Here is a 13,550-nt window from a genome sequence, read left to right on the forward strand (position 1 = left end):
CACGCTTTCCCGCTGCCCGCCCCTTGATCAACGCGGCGCGGGCGCCGCGCCGTGCGGCCGGAGCTGTACGGCGAGATCGGCGTCGAGCGCGCGGGCGAGGTGCTTCAACATCAGAAGCGTGGGCATCGTGCTGCCGGTCTCCACCCGGGCCACCTCCGCCGGCGTCATCCCGGCGGTCTGCGCGAGCTGCGCCTGGCTCCAGGCCCGGTTCTCGCGCAGTTCCCGCACCGCACTGCCCAGCTCCGTCGCCAGCCGCGCCGCGTCGTACGCGTCGGCGACCCCGGGCGTTCCCCGCCGACGCTCCCGCAATTGCCCCCACTCCCCGCGTTCACCCATGAGCCGATTCTTCTCCCGCCCGCCTCGCCTTTCCCCCCGATCAGCGATTCCCGGTGCCCGTGCGACGCGGCAGTCCGCGGGTCAGGCGTGATGCAGCACGCGGACGCCGTCGTGGGCGCGAACGGGTGGGGCGGCGGCCCCGGTGAGGGCGTCGACGATCCGGACGGCGAAGGTCGGGTCCATTCCCGCCTCGACCTGGCCGACCGTCCACCACTCGACCGCGGTCGCCTCCTCGGTCGGCGTCGGTGCGCCGCCGACGAGCCGCGCCCGGAAGACCAGGGCCAGTACGCCCAGCGTTACGTTCTGGTAGACGCCGGTGAGCCGCTCGACCTCGATCTCGACGCCGGTCTCCTCGCGGACCTCGCGCCGCACCCCGTCGGCCACGAACTCGTCGGCGCCGAGCACACCGCCGGGCGGTTGCCAGGCGCCGGTGTCGCGGCGTTGGATCACCAGGACCCGGCCTTCGCCCTCGACGTCGTCCACCACGACCGCGGCGACGCTCACCGAATAGCTCGGCTCGGCCATGGCCCGACTCTACGGCGCGCCGCCCGCGGCGTCGGCCGTCTGCGCGAAGCCGGGGGTCCAGCGCCGTGACCAGCGGTAACTTGAGGAAGGCGTCGGAAGAGCGGGGGATCGGCGATGCTGCAGATGCTGCACGAGAAGGGCCTGCGGTCGGAGCACTGCTACATGCTGGGGATGGCCAGCATCGGGGCCGCATTCGCGAGCTGGCTACTGTCCAAGCGGCTGGAGGAGAACGGGATCGCGCGCGCCGACCGGTGGGGCATCTTCATCGGCGAGTGGGCGCCGACGTTCATCGGCCTCGGCAACGGGCTGCGCACGTACGAGAAGTGAGCGTCAGCGGCGGCGGCCGCGCGCCCGGGCGGAGCGCAGCCGGCGGAGCCGGCCGATCAGCACGGGGTCGGCGGCGAGCGCCGCGGGGTTGTCGAGCAACCCGTTGAGGAGTTGGTAGTAGCGGGTCGCGGAGAGGTCGAAGGCGTCCCGGATCGCCTGCTCCTTGGCGCCGGCGTGCTTCCACCACTTCCGCTCGAACGCCAGGATCTGCTGTTCACGATCGGTGAGAGCAGTGTCGGTCGGTGTCGTCGACTGCTCCCACGGCGGGGCGTCGTGCAGCGCCCCGACCTCGTCGAGCGTGGAGCTGAGCTCGGGATCGATGCCCTCGGTCGGCGGCTCGTCGTCGAACCCGTTGTCGGCTGCGGGAGCGTCAGCGGCGGGGGGCTTCATGGCGCACCTCGGACGTCGAATAGCACGGACGTGCGAATGGACACCAGGCTATCGGCCCTCGACGACATCCGCATCAGACAGCTGGGGCGGGGCCCGAGGGCCCCGTCCCAGCTGCCCAAACTACCGTCAGGCGACGTCGCGACGGCGCATCATCCAGAGCGCCGCGCCGAGGGTCAACGCCAGGCCGACCGCGAGGAGAGTGCCGCCGTCCTGCCAGACGATCTCCATCGTCGCCGGCTTGCACTCCCCGGTGTACGTGGCGTTGCAGGCATCCCAGTCCTGCAGGACGACCTTTTTCTGCATCCAGGCGAGCAGGTAGGTCGGGAGCAGCCACGCCTCGGCGAACGTGACTCCCGCCATGTTCAGCACGATGCCGAGGCCGAACTGGCCGACGACCATGACGCCGAGCGCGCCGCCGAGCGCCATCGCGGTGTGCCGGCCGAGCGAGGCCAGCGCGAAGCCGACGGCGCCGGCGACCAGCACCACCGCCAGGCCGCGCAGGCCGGTCAGCCCGAACGACTGCCAGACCCCGGAGGTGGTCTTTTCCGTGGTGCCGCGGAGGCTGGCGATCGCCCAGAAGGCCCCGACCCAGGCGGCGGCGGTGACCAGCGCGACCCCGAGCAGGCCGGTGAGCAGCGCGCCGAGCTTGGTCAGCAGCACCCGGAGCCGCTGCGGCCGCCAGAGCAAAAGGTTCATCATTCCGCCGGTGCTCCACTCGGCCCCGATGAACGACGCCCCGGCCACGAACGCCACCAGCGCGAGGATCGCCGCCCAGGCCGTGATCATGTCCTCGAACTGGCGGCGGAAGTCGAAGGTCGACGGCAGGAACCACCGGGCCTCGAACGCGTCCCGGGGCGCGGGCGAGATCTGGGAGCAGTCCGCCGGGAAGCGGTTCGCGTCAAAGTTTCCGGAAGCCTTGGCCTGTTCGCACTGCTTCTTCTCCTCTGTCGCCCATCGGACGTTCTCCCGGTACTGCTGCTCCGCCTGCTGCTCGGCGGCCGCGAACTCCGCCGGCCCGATCTTGTGGTTCGTCGCGAAGGTGCCGACCGCGACCGCGATGAGCACGAGGAGCCCGCCCAGCGTCATGTACCGCACGAAGCGCCGCTTGAGCAGCCGCCGGAACTCGGCCTTGAACAGGCTCATACTCCCCACCCTCCCTGCGCCGGCGCGTCGGCGCCGACCACGACTGACTCGTCGACCTGCCGGTGCTGTCCGGGCATCGGCGCGGTGCCGGTCAGCTCCAGGAAGACGCTCTCCAGGTCGACGGTGACCGGGGCGAGCTCACTGACGTACAGGTCGCGCTCGGCGAGCACGCGGGTCACCGCGGCGGGCTTGTCGACGCCGTCGACCATCAGGTGGTCGGCGTGCGTGCTGACCTGCGCGCCGGCCCGGGTGAGCAGCTCGGCGGCGACCGGGAGGTCGGTGACGGCCTCCAGGCGTACCCGGAGCCCGCCGCCGGAGTGCTGGGCGAGGACCTCGGCGACCGGTCCGGCCGCGACCCGCCGGCCCCGCGAGATGATCGTGACGGAGTCGCAGATCAGCTGGATCTCGCCGAGGATGTGGCTGGAGAGCACCACGGTCATGCCGGAGGCGGCGAGGTCGCGCATCAGGGTGCGCATCTCGCGGATGCCGCCGGGGTCGAGGCCGTTGGCCGGCTCGTCGAGGATGAGCAGCTTGGGGTTCTTCAGCAGCGCGGACGCCACCGCGAGGCGCTGCTTCATGCCGAGCGAGTACGTCTTCACCCGCTCCTTGGCCCGCTCCTGCAGGCCGACGAGTTCGAGCACCTCCATGACCCGCGTCTGCGGGACGCGGCCGGCGTCGGCGAGCAGCGAGAGCGTGTCCCGGGCGGTGAAGTGCGGGAAGAACTGCGGGCTCTCGACGATCGCCCCGACCTGCCCGGCGACGACGGGCAGCGCGGCCGGCACCTCCTGACCGAGGATCGCCATCCGGCCGCCGTTGGGCTTGATCAGCCCGAGCAGCGTACGCAGCGTGGTGGTCTTGCCCGAGCCGTTCGGCCCGAGGAACCCGTGCACCTGTCCGGCCTCGACGGTCATGTCGAAGCCGTCGAGCGCCTGTCGCGCGCCTCGTCGCCGACTCTTGTACGTCTTCCGTAGTCCGGCTATCTCCAGTACGGCTGTCAAGCCCTGCCTCCCCCGTCCGGGACCCATCGATCGAATGACAGCGACACCATACTCGGTATGCACGACGGGTCAATACTCGGTATGCATGACACGCGGAGGCAAGATCAGCGCGATGCCGGGCCGGCACGCGGGGAGGGTCAGGCAGTGATGACCGTCAGCCCCGCGGAACGGAACGATTCGACGACGGCGGGGTCGGCGCCGGAGTCGGTCACCAGCATCTCCACCCGGTCGATCGGGCAGATCCGGGCGAACGCGTGCCCGCCCAGCTTCGACGAGTCAGCGATGATCACGACCCGCTTCGCGCGCGCCACCATCAGCGCGTTCATCGACGCCTCGCCCTCGTGGTGCGCGGCCGCCCCCAGATGAGCGTCGATCGCGTCGACGCCGAGCAACGCGACGTCGAGGGTGACCTCGCGCAGCAGCGCGCCGCCGAGCGGCCCGACCAGCTCGAACGACTGCGGCCGTACCACACCGCCGGCGACGACGATCTTCATCCGGGAGCGGACCAGCAGCTCGTTGGCGATGTTGAGGGCGTTGGTGACCACGGTCAGCTGCGCCCCCTCGGCGCTGGTGTTCAGGTCGGGGCGCACCGCGAGCGCCCGCGCGACCTCGGTGGTGGTCGTGCCACCGTTGAGCCCGACCACCATGCCGGGCGAAACGAGTGCGGCGGCGGCGGTGCCGATCCGCTGCTTCTCGGCCGAGTGCTTGGCCGTCTTGTAGCGCAACGGCAGGTCGTACGAGACACCGTTGGCTACCGCGCCACCGCGGGTGCGCGTGATCATCTGCTGCTGCGCGAGCTGGTCGAAGTCGCGCCGGATCGTCGCCTGCGACACGTCGAGCCGGGCAGCGGCGTCCTCCACGCTGACCCGGCCGCTCTCCGTCAGCAGCTCCAGCAGCGCGTTCCAGCGGGCGTACCGGTCCACCGCGGCCTCCATGCGCAGACGGTGCATGATTGCGTGCACAGTAGTGCGCGAAACTCCGACACGCAAAACTCTCCGCTGCGCATTCCATCACGTCCTTGCCACGCCCGTCCGGATTCGCGCACAATGACGCTCGAAAAGCCGTTGAAGCGCGCCGTATTGCGCAGCTTCCCGCCGCTGGAGAGTGTCATGGCGTACGTCGACACGGAGATCGCGAGCCAGCCGGATTGCTGGCGGCGGGCGGCGCGTCTCGCCGCCGAGTCGGCCCCGGCGCTACCGCGCCACGGCGAGCGGGTCGCGGTCGTGGGTTGCGGCACCTCGTGGTTCATGGCCATGGCGTACGCGGCGCTGCGCGAGCGGGCCGGCCACGGCGAAACCGACGCGTTCCAGGCGTCCGAGTTTCCCGCCGGCCGCCGCTACGACCGGGTCGTGGCGATCACCCGCTCCGGCACCACCACAGAGGTGCTCGACCTCCTCGGCGCGCTCCGCGGCCAGCCGACCACGCTGATCGTGGGCGACCCCGCCTCCCCCGCCGTCGCGCTCGCCACCGACCCGGTGGCGATGCCCTTCGCCGACGAGCGCTCCGTGGTGCAGACCCGGTTCGCGACCTCCGCGCTCGCCCTGCTGCGCGCCGGGATCGGCGAGGACCTCTCCGCCGTCGCCGCCGACGCCGAGGTGGCGGTGCGGGCGCCGCTGCCGGTCGTACCCGACCGGATCGAGCAGGCCACCTTCCTCGGTCGGGGTTGGACGGTCGGGCTGGCGCACGAGGCCGCGCTGAAGTGCCGGGAGGCCGCCACCTTCTGGGCCGAGGCGTACCCGGCGATGGACTACCGGCACGGCCCGATCTCGATCGCCGCGCCGCGCCGTCTGGTGTGGGCGTTCGGCGAGATCCCGGAGGGGCTCGCCGACGACGTCGCGGCGACCGGCGCCGCCTTCGTGCACAACCGGTCCAGCTGCGTCTACGCCACCCTCGACCGCTGGGCGGCCGGCCGCAAGCCGCTCGACCCGATGGCCGACCTGATCCTCGCGCAGCGCTTCGCCGTCGCCCTCGCCACCACCCGGGGTCTCGACCCCGACGCGCCCCGTCACCTGACCCGGTCGGTCGTGCTCGCGTGAGAGCACACGGCAGAGTGGCGGCATGAGCGGTTCAGTCGTCGTCGCCCTGGATGTCGGCGGCACCGGCATCAAGTGCGGTCTCGTCCGGCCCGACGGCCGGGTGCAGCACGCCGAGCGGCACCCCACCCGCGCCGAGCGCGGACCCGAGGCGGTCACCGAGACGATCCTCGAACTGGCCGAGCGCCTGGCCGGCCGGGCCCGCGCCGACGGGCTCACCCCGCTGGCCGCCGGCATCGCCGTGCCCGGCGTGATCGACGAGGCGGCCGGGGTCGCGATCTGGTCGGCGAACGTCGGCTTCCGGGACGTACCCCTGCGTGATCTTGTGGCGACGCGCCTGGGGCTGCCCGCGGCGCTCGGCCACGACGTGCGCGTCGGCGGCATCGCGGAGGCGCGGGTCGGGGCCGGCCGGGACAGCCGGCACGTCCTCTTCGTCGCCATCGGCACCGGCATCGCCGCCGCGCACGTCGTCGACGGCGTCGCCTTCCCCGGCGCGCACGGCGCGGCCGGGGAACTCGGCCACATCGTCGTCCGCCCCGGCGGGCCGACCTGCAGCTGCGGCCAGCGCGGCTGCCTGGAGGCGCTGGCCTCGGCGGCGGCGGTCGGCGCGCGCTACGCCGCGGCCGCCGGCACCCCGGCGAACGCCGCCCGGGTCGCGGCCGGGGCCGCCGCCGGCGAACCGCTCGCGGCGCGCATCTGGCAGGAGACCGTCGAGGCGCTCGCCGACGGGCTGCTGATCGCCCAGGCGCTCTACGACGCCGAGGTGATGGTGCTCGGCGGCGGGCTCGCCGAGGCCGGCGACGCGCTGCTCACGCCGCTGCGCGCCGCGCTGCGGCAACGGATCACCTTCCATCGCGAGCCGCGGCTGGTCCGCGCGGCGCTCGGCGACGAGGCGGGCCGGCTCGGCGCCGCGCTACTCGCCCTCGACACCCTGGAGGAACGGTGAGGATCGGCGGCCGGGTGGTCACCCCGCGGGGCGTCATCGAGGACGGGTACGTCGAGGTGGACGGCGAGACGATCGCCGCCGTCGGCGAGGGCGGCCCGGCCGACCGGGTGCCGGACGGGCACTGGCTGCTCCCCGGCTTCGTCGACATCCACACCCACGGCGGGGGTGGGCACACCTTCACCACCGGAGACGCCGACTCGGCGCGCGGCGCAGCCGCGTTCCACCTGGCACACGGCACCACCACGCTGCTGGCGAGCCTGGTCAGCTCCCCGTTCGCGCTGATGCGCCGGGCCACCGCCGCCTTCGCGCCGCTGGTCGCCGAGGGCGTGCTCGCCGGGCTGCACTACGAGGGGCCCTACCTGTCGGAGCTGCGGTGCGGGGCGCAGAACCCCGAGCACCTGCGCGACGCCTCGCTCGACGAGCTGACCGAGCTGATCGAGCTCGGCGGCGGCGCGGTGCGGATGGTGACGATCGCCCCGGAGCGGACCGGCGCGCTGCCCGCCATCGAGTTCCTCGTCGCCCGCGGGGTGGTCGCCGCGGTCGGGCACACCGACGCCACGTACGACCAGACGCTCGCCGCGGTCGCCGCCGGGGCGAGCGTCGGCACCCACGTCTTCAACGGCATGCGCCCGCCGCACCACCGCGAACCGGGGCCGGTCTTCGCGCTGCTCGGCGCGGCCGGCGTGGTCTGCGAGCTGGTCGCCGACGGGATCCACCTGCACCCCGGCACGATCGCGTTCGCCGCCTCGGTCACCGGGCCGGACCGGGCCGCGCTGATCACCGACGCGATGGCCGCGGCCGGGATGGCCGACGGGGAGTATGAGCTCGGCGGCCAGGCGGTGGTGGTCGCCGACGGGGTGGCGCGGCTGGCCCGGGACGGCGCGATCGCCGGCAGCACGCTGACCATGGACGCGGCGCTGCGGCAGGCGGTCGCCGCGGGGGTGTCGCTGGTGGACGCGGCCCGGATGGCGGCGACCACCCCGGCGCGGGCGACCGGGCTCGGCCACCGGGTCGGGGCGCTGGTGGCCGGGCTCCGCGCCGACGTCGTCCACCTCGACGAGCGGCTGCGCGTCGTCCGGATCATGCGCGCCGGACGGTGGACGTGATCCTCACCGTCACGCTCAACGCGGCGCTCGACATCACGTACCGGGTCGACGCGCTGCGACCGCAGACCACGCATCGGGTCGCCGGGGTCGCGGAGCGGCCGGGCGGCAAGGGCGTGAACGTCGCCCGCGTCCTGCACGCGCTCGGTGAGCCGGTGCTGGCCACCGGGCTCGCCGGCGGCGCGACCGGCGCCCGGATCCGGCGGCTGCTCGCCGGGGGCGGCGTGCGAGAGGCGTTCGTGCCGATCGGTGGCGAGTCCCGCCGGACCCTCGTGGTGGCGGCGGGCGACGACGAGCCGACCGGCTTCTGGGAGCCGGGACCGCGGGTCACGGCCGACGAGTGGGACGCCTTCCTGGGCCGCTACCGGGAGCTGCTCGCCGACGCCGGGGTCGCCGTGCTCTCCGGTTCGCTGCCGCCCGGCGTGCCGCGCGACGCGTACGCCGTGCTGGTCGGGCTCGCCGCCGACGCCGGCGTCGCGACGATCCTGGACGCCGACGGCGACCCCGCCTACCTCGGCGTCCGCGCCGGCCCGGACGTGGTCAAGCCGAACGCCCGGGAGCTGTCGGCGCTGCACGGCATCATCCTCGGGCGGTCCGTGACGGTCGGCACCGTGGACGGGGCCGTCGACGCGGCGGCCGCGATCCGGGCGCTCGGCGCGCGGTCGGTGGTGGCCTCGCTCGGCCCGGACGGGCTGCTGGCCGCCGCCGGGGAGCGCGTCTACCGCGCCGTGCCGGCGGAACACGTCGCCGGCAACCCGACCGGCGCGGGCGACGCCGCCGTCGCGGGGCTCGCGCGCGGGGCGCGGACCGGGCAGCCCTGGCCGGAACGGCTCCGCGACGCGGTGGCGCTCTCCGCCGCGGCGGTCGCCGCCCCGGTCGCCGGCGAGCTGTCCCTCGAGGAGTACGAGCGGCAGCGCGCCGCGGTCACCGTCACCGAGCTGCGCTGACCCGCCGGTCGGCCGCGCACCCGCCGGTCAACCGCGCACCCGGCGGCGCAGCGCGTGGCCGGCGACGCCCACCGCCAGCACCGCGAAGCCGGCCAGCACGCTCGTCAGCGGCAGCGTCACCGCGAGCACCACGCAGCCGAGCAGCCCGAGCACGGCCAGCAGCCGCACCGGCAGCCGGCGGGACGGGTCCGGGCCGAGCGTCAGCGCGGAGGCGTTCGCGATCGCGTAGTAGACCAGCACCGTGCAGCTGGAGAAGCCGATCGCGTCGCGGAGGTCGCCCAGCGCGACCAGCACGACCACGACGGCGGCGACCGCCAGTTCGGCGCGGTGCGGCACCTTGCGGTGCGGGTGCACCGCGTCCAGCACCCCGGGCAGGTCGCGGCGGCGCGCCATCGCGAGCGTGGTCCGCCCGACGCCGGCGATCAGCGACAGCAGCACGCCGGTGACCGCGACCGCCGCTCCGGCCCGCACCACCCCGGCGAACGCGGGGTGACCGGCCGCGCTCACCACGTCCGCCAGCGGCGCGGTCGAGCCGGCCAGCCGGTCGGGGCCGAGCGCGCCGAGGGCGACCACGGCCAGGACGGCGTACACCGCGATCACCAGGCCGAGCGCGAGCGGCACGGCGCGCGGGATCGTCCGCTCCGGATCGCGCACCTCCTCGCCCAGCGTGGCGATCCGGGCGTACCCGGCGAAGGCGAAGAAGAGCAGCCCGGCCGCGGTCAACACGCCGTGCGGCGCGGTGTCGGCGAGCCCGCCCAGCCGGGCCGGCTCGAACGGGCCGGCGAGCCCGACGGCGGCGACCCCTGCGAGCACCGCGAGGGTGATCGCGACGAGCCAGCGGGTCGCGCGCGCGGTGCGGTGGACGCCGAGCAGGTTGACGGCGGTGAGCGCGACGACCGCCGCGACGGCGACCGGTCGGGCGTGCGCGGGCCAGACGTACGCGCCGATGGTCAGCGCCATCGCGGCGCAGCTCGCCGTCTTGCCGACCACGAACCCCCAGCCGGCGGCGAAGCCGGCGAGGTCGCCGAGGCGCTCGCGGCCGTAGACGTACGTGCCGCCGGACTCGGGATAGCGGGCCGCGAGCCGGGCGGAGCTGGTCGCGTTGCAGTAGGCGACGAAGCCGGCGACCGCGATCGCGAGCAGCAGGCCGGGCCCGCCGGCGGCGGCCGCCGCGGGCGCGAACGCCACGAAGACCCCGGCGCCGAGCATCGAGCCGAGGCCGATCACGACGGCGTCCGCGACCCCGAGCCGGCGCGCCAGCCGGGCCATCAGTCCGCCGTCCCCGCCCCGGCGCCGTCCACGAACACCCCCGGCCGGTGGACGCCGCGCGGCAGCGGCGGCAGCGGCACGTCGTCCCAGGGCACGCGGGCGAGCAGCCGGTCCAGGACGACGCCGAGCAGCAGACCGGCGATCGAGTCGGTGAGCCAGTGGTAGTTGAGGTAGACGGTGGAGCCGAAGACGATCACCGGCGGGGCGATCCGCAGCCAGCGCCGCGCCCGCGGCGCGAGCCACGGGGCGAGCAGCAGCGCGAGCACGCCGTACCAGACGAGGGTGTTCACCAGGTGACCCGACGGGTAGGACTCCGCGTACTCCACGGCCGGCAGGTGATTGAAGATCTGCACCTTGTCGGGCACGGTCGACCGCGGCGCGGCCCGGTCGGTCCACAGCTTCAGCGGCAGGATCGCGAAGCCCGTCGCCAGGAACGCGGCGACCACCGGCACGATCGGCCGTACCGAGCGTCGCCGGACGACCAGCACGATCGCGAGCAGCGCGCAGATCACGGTGAGCGTGCCGCCGCTGCCGAGGAAGTTGAGCCCCCGTCCGATCAGCGCGGCGACCGGCGGCCGGTGTGCGTCGACCCACGTGGCGACGGCGACGTCCACCCCGAGGACGTGTCCATTGGCGAGGGCCGCGGTCAGCGCGACGAACGCGGCGACCAACACCCCGTCGACCCACCACCCGCCGAACGGGACTGCCCGCACCCGCCGCGTCGTCTCCTGCACCCCGCACACGCTACCGGCTCGCACCCCCGCCCCATTCGGGCCCGTTGATCAAGGGCTCGGCAGCGGATCCGGCGGGCTTGGGCGCTGCCCGTCCCTTGATCAACGGACCATCGTCAGAGGAGGTGGCGGATGCGGGGGTAAATGAGGTCCACGCGCACGCCGGAGTTGGGGCAGCCGCCGAAGTGGTGCAGCGCGATGACGCGGTTCGTGACGCGCGAGATGACCGGGGAGCCGGACGAGCCGCCCGCGGTGTCGCAGAGGTACGACACGTCCGAGCCGCGCCGGTAGCCGTCGTAGGCGGGGTCGCGGACCGCGCAGATGCCGCTGCGGTCCCGGTCGCTGCCCATCGCGATGACCATCGGGTCGCCACCGGGGTGCTGTGGGATGTAGAGCTCCTCACCCCGGGCCGGGCGGCGCGGATCCAGTTCGAGATACCCGTACGGCCGCACGGCGGCGAAGTCGCCGACGGTGAAGAGCGTGTAGTCCAGGTCCCGGTCGGTGCTCAGCACCCGGTGCCCCCAGACCTTCGTCGCGCGCGTGACGTCGTCGCCGCCGCAGACCACGCAGCGGTGGTCGAACCACACCTCGGTGTCCGCGGCGTCCGCGGCGCTGCTCAGGCAGTGGTTGTTGGTCAACATCCGGTTCTGGTCGCCGATCCGCCACGCCGTGCAGAACTCGGTGCCGTTGATCAGAATGCGCGCCACCGCGCGGGAGCGCTGGTAGGCGACCGGGTGCGCGGAGCGGTAGCAGACCGCGTCGACGGCGTCGTCGCCGCCGCAGACGCTCTCCTCGCGTCCCGGGCCGGCCGGTTCCGACGCGCGGTCGCGCTCGGCGTCGGTGAGGCCGCGCGCCACCTTGTCGATGCCGACGCCGAGCCGGGCGAGCGCGGCGCCGAGGACGGGCAGCTCGGGCCGGGCCCGGTGCAGCGTGACGACGGCGGTGTCGCCGGAGACGGACATCGCCCACCGGGCGAGCGGTGCGCCCCGCACCGCCGTGTCGGCCAGTTCGGCCACGCCGCGCACCGGGTCGCCGTCGATGCGGTGCACCTCGGCGCCGGTCGGATCGGCCACCGTCACGTGGTCGCCGGGGAGTAGCAGGAGGCGGTTGAAGTGGACCTTGACGTAGCGCGCGCCGGGGTAGCGGAAGACGGTGGAGCGCTCCCCGCCCGCATAGCCGATCGCCCGCTCGACGGACTCGACGGCGCCGACCCGGATCCGGCGGGGCGGGTCGGTCGGGGCGGAGGGCGCCGGATCCGCCTCGGCGCGCGACGACGGGAGCGCCGCCGGTCGTACCATGGCCTCGGTCGTGCGTTCCGGCGCCGCCACCTGATGCCGGCTGAAGACCGGGGCGAGGTTCTCCGCCTCCGTCGGCCGGATCGCCGCTCCGGCCACATCGACGAGCGCCACGACCGCGCACGCTCCGACGACCACCGCGATCGCTCGCCGCATACCTGTCTCCCGTACGTGATCGACGCGGCATCGGGAGGGCAAATCCGCCAGATGTCGCATTTAGGTCATCTCGCCACTGTGTAACGAGCCACGTGGAGGAGCGATTCGGGGGCGCGTCCGTCATCCTTGACCCGTGCGCATCACATCGGCGCTTGTGGACCCCGCGCTGCTCGACCTGCCCTGGTCGACGCCGCTGACGCAGTGGCCCGCCGATCACCTGGTGGCGCTCCCCCAGGGCATCTCGCGGCACGTCGTCCGCTTCGTGCGCCTCGCCGGCACCGTCTACGCGGTGAAGGAGACCGGCGAGCGCGTCGCCGAGCGGGAGTACGACCTGCTGCGCGCGCTCGAACGGATCGACTTCCCCGCCGTCGAGGCGGTCGCGATCGTCGCCGATCGCGTCGACGACGACGGCAAACCCCTCGATCCGGTGCTCATCACCCGGCATCTGCAGTTCTCGCTCCCCTACCGGGCGCTGTTCTCGCACACGCTGCGCCCGGAGACGATGAGTCGGCTGCTCGACGCGCTCGCCGCCCTGCTCGTCCGGATGCACCTCACCGGCTTCTTCTGGGGCGACTGCTCGCTGTCGAACACGCTCTTCCGGCGCGACGCCGGCGCGTTCGCCGCCTACCTCGTCGACGCCGAGACCGGCGCGCTGCGCCCGCGGCTCTCCACCGGCCAGCGCGGCGAGGATCTGGAGATCGCCCGGGTCAACATCTTCGGCGAGGCGCTGGACCTGCAGGCCGCCGGAGTGCTGCACGAGTCGATCGACCCGGAGGCCGTCTCGGAGGAGGTCGTGCAGCGCTACGAGCGGCTGTGGCACGAGGTGACGTACGAGCAGCAGGTCGAGCGGGACGCACGGCACGACATCGAGGGGCGGATCCGGCGCCTCAACGAGCTCGGCTTCGACGTGGCCGAGGTGGCGATGTCCGTCGTCGACCGGGGCTACCTCGTCCGGCCGAAGGTCGTGGACGCCGGCTACCACACGCGGCGGCTGCTGCGGCTGACCGGCCTCGACGCCGAGGAGAACCAGGCGCGGCGGCTCCTCAACGACCTGGACACCTACCGCGCCGAGAGCGACCTGACCGACGAACAGCAGGCCGCGCACCGCTGGCTGACCGAGGTCTTCGAGCCGGTGATCCGGGCGGTGCCGGCGCACCTGCGGCGCAAGCTGGAGGCGGCGGAGCTGTTCGCGCAGGTCATCGAGCACCGCTGGCGTCTGTCCGAGGACGCCGGTCGGGACGTCGGCCTGGCCCCCGCGGTGCAGTCGTTCCTGGCGGACGTCCTGGTCCACCGCCCCGACGAACAGGCCGTCCTCGGCATCGACGTCCACACCGCCTGAGGTCGCGCGGCG

The 13,550-nt window shown here is 74.1% G+C and carries 15 protein-coding genes; 6 read left to right on the top strand and 9 right to left on the bottom strand.

The genetic code is table 11. The features are described from left to right. Positions 1-27: 27 nt before the first annotated feature. Positions 28-336, bottom strand: a complete 309-nt coding sequence (locus BLW47_RS03150; RefSeq protein ID WP_091551105.1) for a helix-turn-helix domain-containing protein — start codon at positions 334-336, stop codon at positions 28-30. Between the two features lie 81 nt (positions 337-417). Then, positions 418-861: an NUDIX domain-containing protein gene (locus BLW47_RS03155; protein WP_091551107.1), complete on the bottom strand. Its 444-nt coding sequence runs from the start codon at positions 859-861 to the stop codon at positions 418-420. A gap of 114 nt (positions 862-975) precedes the next feature. Between BLW47_RS03155 and BLW47_RS03160 the strand changes: the two genes are divergently transcribed. Beyond that, positions 976-1,188: a hypothetical protein gene (locus BLW47_RS03160; RefSeq protein WP_091551110.1), complete on the top strand. Its 213-nt coding sequence runs from the start codon at positions 976-978 to the stop codon at positions 1,186-1,188. Positions 1,189-1,191: 3 nt separating this feature from the next. Here the strand turns inward: BLW47_RS03160 and BLW47_RS03165 are convergent, their stop codons facing one another. The 4 genes from BLW47_RS03165 to BLW47_RS03180 form a co-directional block, all read right to left on the bottom strand. Next, a complete protein-coding gene (locus BLW47_RS03165; protein WP_091551113.1) occupies positions 1,192-1,578 on the bottom strand; it encodes a DUF3263 domain-containing protein in 387 nt (128 codons plus the stop codon). A 126-nt stretch (positions 1,579-1,704) separates the two neighbouring features. Beyond that, positions 1,705-2,721, bottom strand: a complete 1,017-nt coding sequence (locus tag BLW47_RS03170; RefSeq protein ID WP_091551115.1) for an ABC transporter permease subunit — start codon at positions 2,719-2,721, stop codon at positions 1,705-1,707. After that, positions 2,718-3,719 (bottom strand): ATP-binding cassette domain-containing protein, encoded by a 1,002-nt coding sequence (locus BLW47_RS03175; RefSeq protein WP_091551118.1) that lies wholly within the window; start codon positions 3,717-3,719, stop codon positions 2,718-2,720. The genes BLW47_RS03170 and BLW47_RS03175 overlap by 4 nt, the downstream gene beginning before the upstream one ends. 137 nt (positions 3,720-3,856) lie before the next feature. Further along, positions 3,857-4,642 (bottom strand): DeoR/GlpR family DNA-binding transcription regulator, encoded by a 786-nt coding sequence (locus BLW47_RS03180; RefSeq protein ID WP_091552456.1) that lies wholly within the window; start codon positions 4,640-4,642, stop codon positions 3,857-3,859. 186 nt (positions 4,643-4,828) lie between these two features. Here BLW47_RS03180 and BLW47_RS03185 point away from each other — a divergent pair, with 186 nt between their 5' ends. Genes BLW47_RS03185 through BLW47_RS03200 form a run of 4 tightly spaced genes read left to right on the top strand, consistent with a single transcriptional unit; the run spans position 4,829 to position 8,748 of the window. Then, on the top strand, positions 4,829-5,755 hold the full coding sequence (locus BLW47_RS03185; protein WP_091552458.1) for an SIS domain-containing protein: 927 nt from the start codon (positions 4,829-4,831) through the stop codon (positions 5,753-5,755). A gap of 22 nt (positions 5,756-5,777) precedes the next feature. After that, entirely contained in the window at positions 5,778-6,698 is a 921-nt protein-coding gene (locus BLW47_RS03190) for an ROK family protein (RefSeq protein WP_091551121.1), read from the top strand. After that, entirely contained in the window at positions 6,695-7,804 is a 1,110-nt protein-coding gene (gene nagA, locus BLW47_RS03195; protein ID WP_245736298.1) for an N-acetylglucosamine-6-phosphate deacetylase, read from the top strand. The genes BLW47_RS03190 and nagA overlap by 4 nt, the downstream gene beginning before the upstream one ends. Then, entirely contained in the window at positions 7,795-8,748 is a 954-nt protein-coding gene (locus tag BLW47_RS03200) for a 1-phosphofructokinase family hexose kinase (protein ID WP_245736299.1), read from the top strand. The genes nagA and BLW47_RS03200 overlap by 10 nt, the downstream gene beginning before the upstream one ends. Before the next feature lie 27 nt (positions 8,749-8,775). Here the strand turns inward: BLW47_RS03200 and BLW47_RS03205 are convergent, their stop codons facing one another. From BLW47_RS03205 to BLW47_RS03215, 3 genes are all read right to left on the bottom strand, one after another. Continuing rightward, positions 8,776-10,017 (bottom strand): APC family permease, encoded by a 1,242-nt coding sequence (locus tag BLW47_RS03205; protein ID WP_091551124.1) that lies wholly within the window; start codon positions 10,015-10,017, stop codon positions 8,776-8,778. Next, entirely contained in the window at positions 10,017-10,751 is a 735-nt protein-coding gene (locus BLW47_RS03210; RefSeq protein WP_245736301.1) for a phosphatase PAP2 family protein, read from the bottom strand. The genes BLW47_RS03205 and BLW47_RS03210 overlap by 1 nt, the downstream gene beginning before the upstream one ends. A 113-nt stretch (positions 10,752-10,864) precedes the next feature. Continuing rightward, positions 10,865-12,199 carry a trypsin-like serine peptidase gene (locus tag BLW47_RS03215; RefSeq protein WP_091551127.1) on the bottom strand — a complete coding sequence of 445 codons (1,335 nt, stop codon included), beginning with the start codon at positions 12,197-12,199 and terminating at the stop codon, positions 10,865-10,867. 133 nt (positions 12,200-12,332) lie between these two features. On the opposite strand from BLW47_RS03215, the gene BLW47_RS03220 reads away from it, so the two are divergent. Continuing rightward, positions 12,333-13,538, top strand: a complete 1,206-nt coding sequence (locus BLW47_RS03220; RefSeq protein WP_091551130.1) for a DUF4032 domain-containing protein — start codon at positions 12,333-12,335, stop codon at positions 13,536-13,538. Positions 13,539-13,550 lie beyond the last annotated feature (12 nt).

Origin of the sequence: Micromonospora pattaloongensis, from assembly GCF_900107255.1 — a bacterium.
Taxonomy (GTDB): domain Bacteria; phylum Actinomycetota; class Actinomycetes; order Mycobacteriales; family Micromonosporaceae; genus Micromonospora_I; species Micromonospora_I pattaloongensis.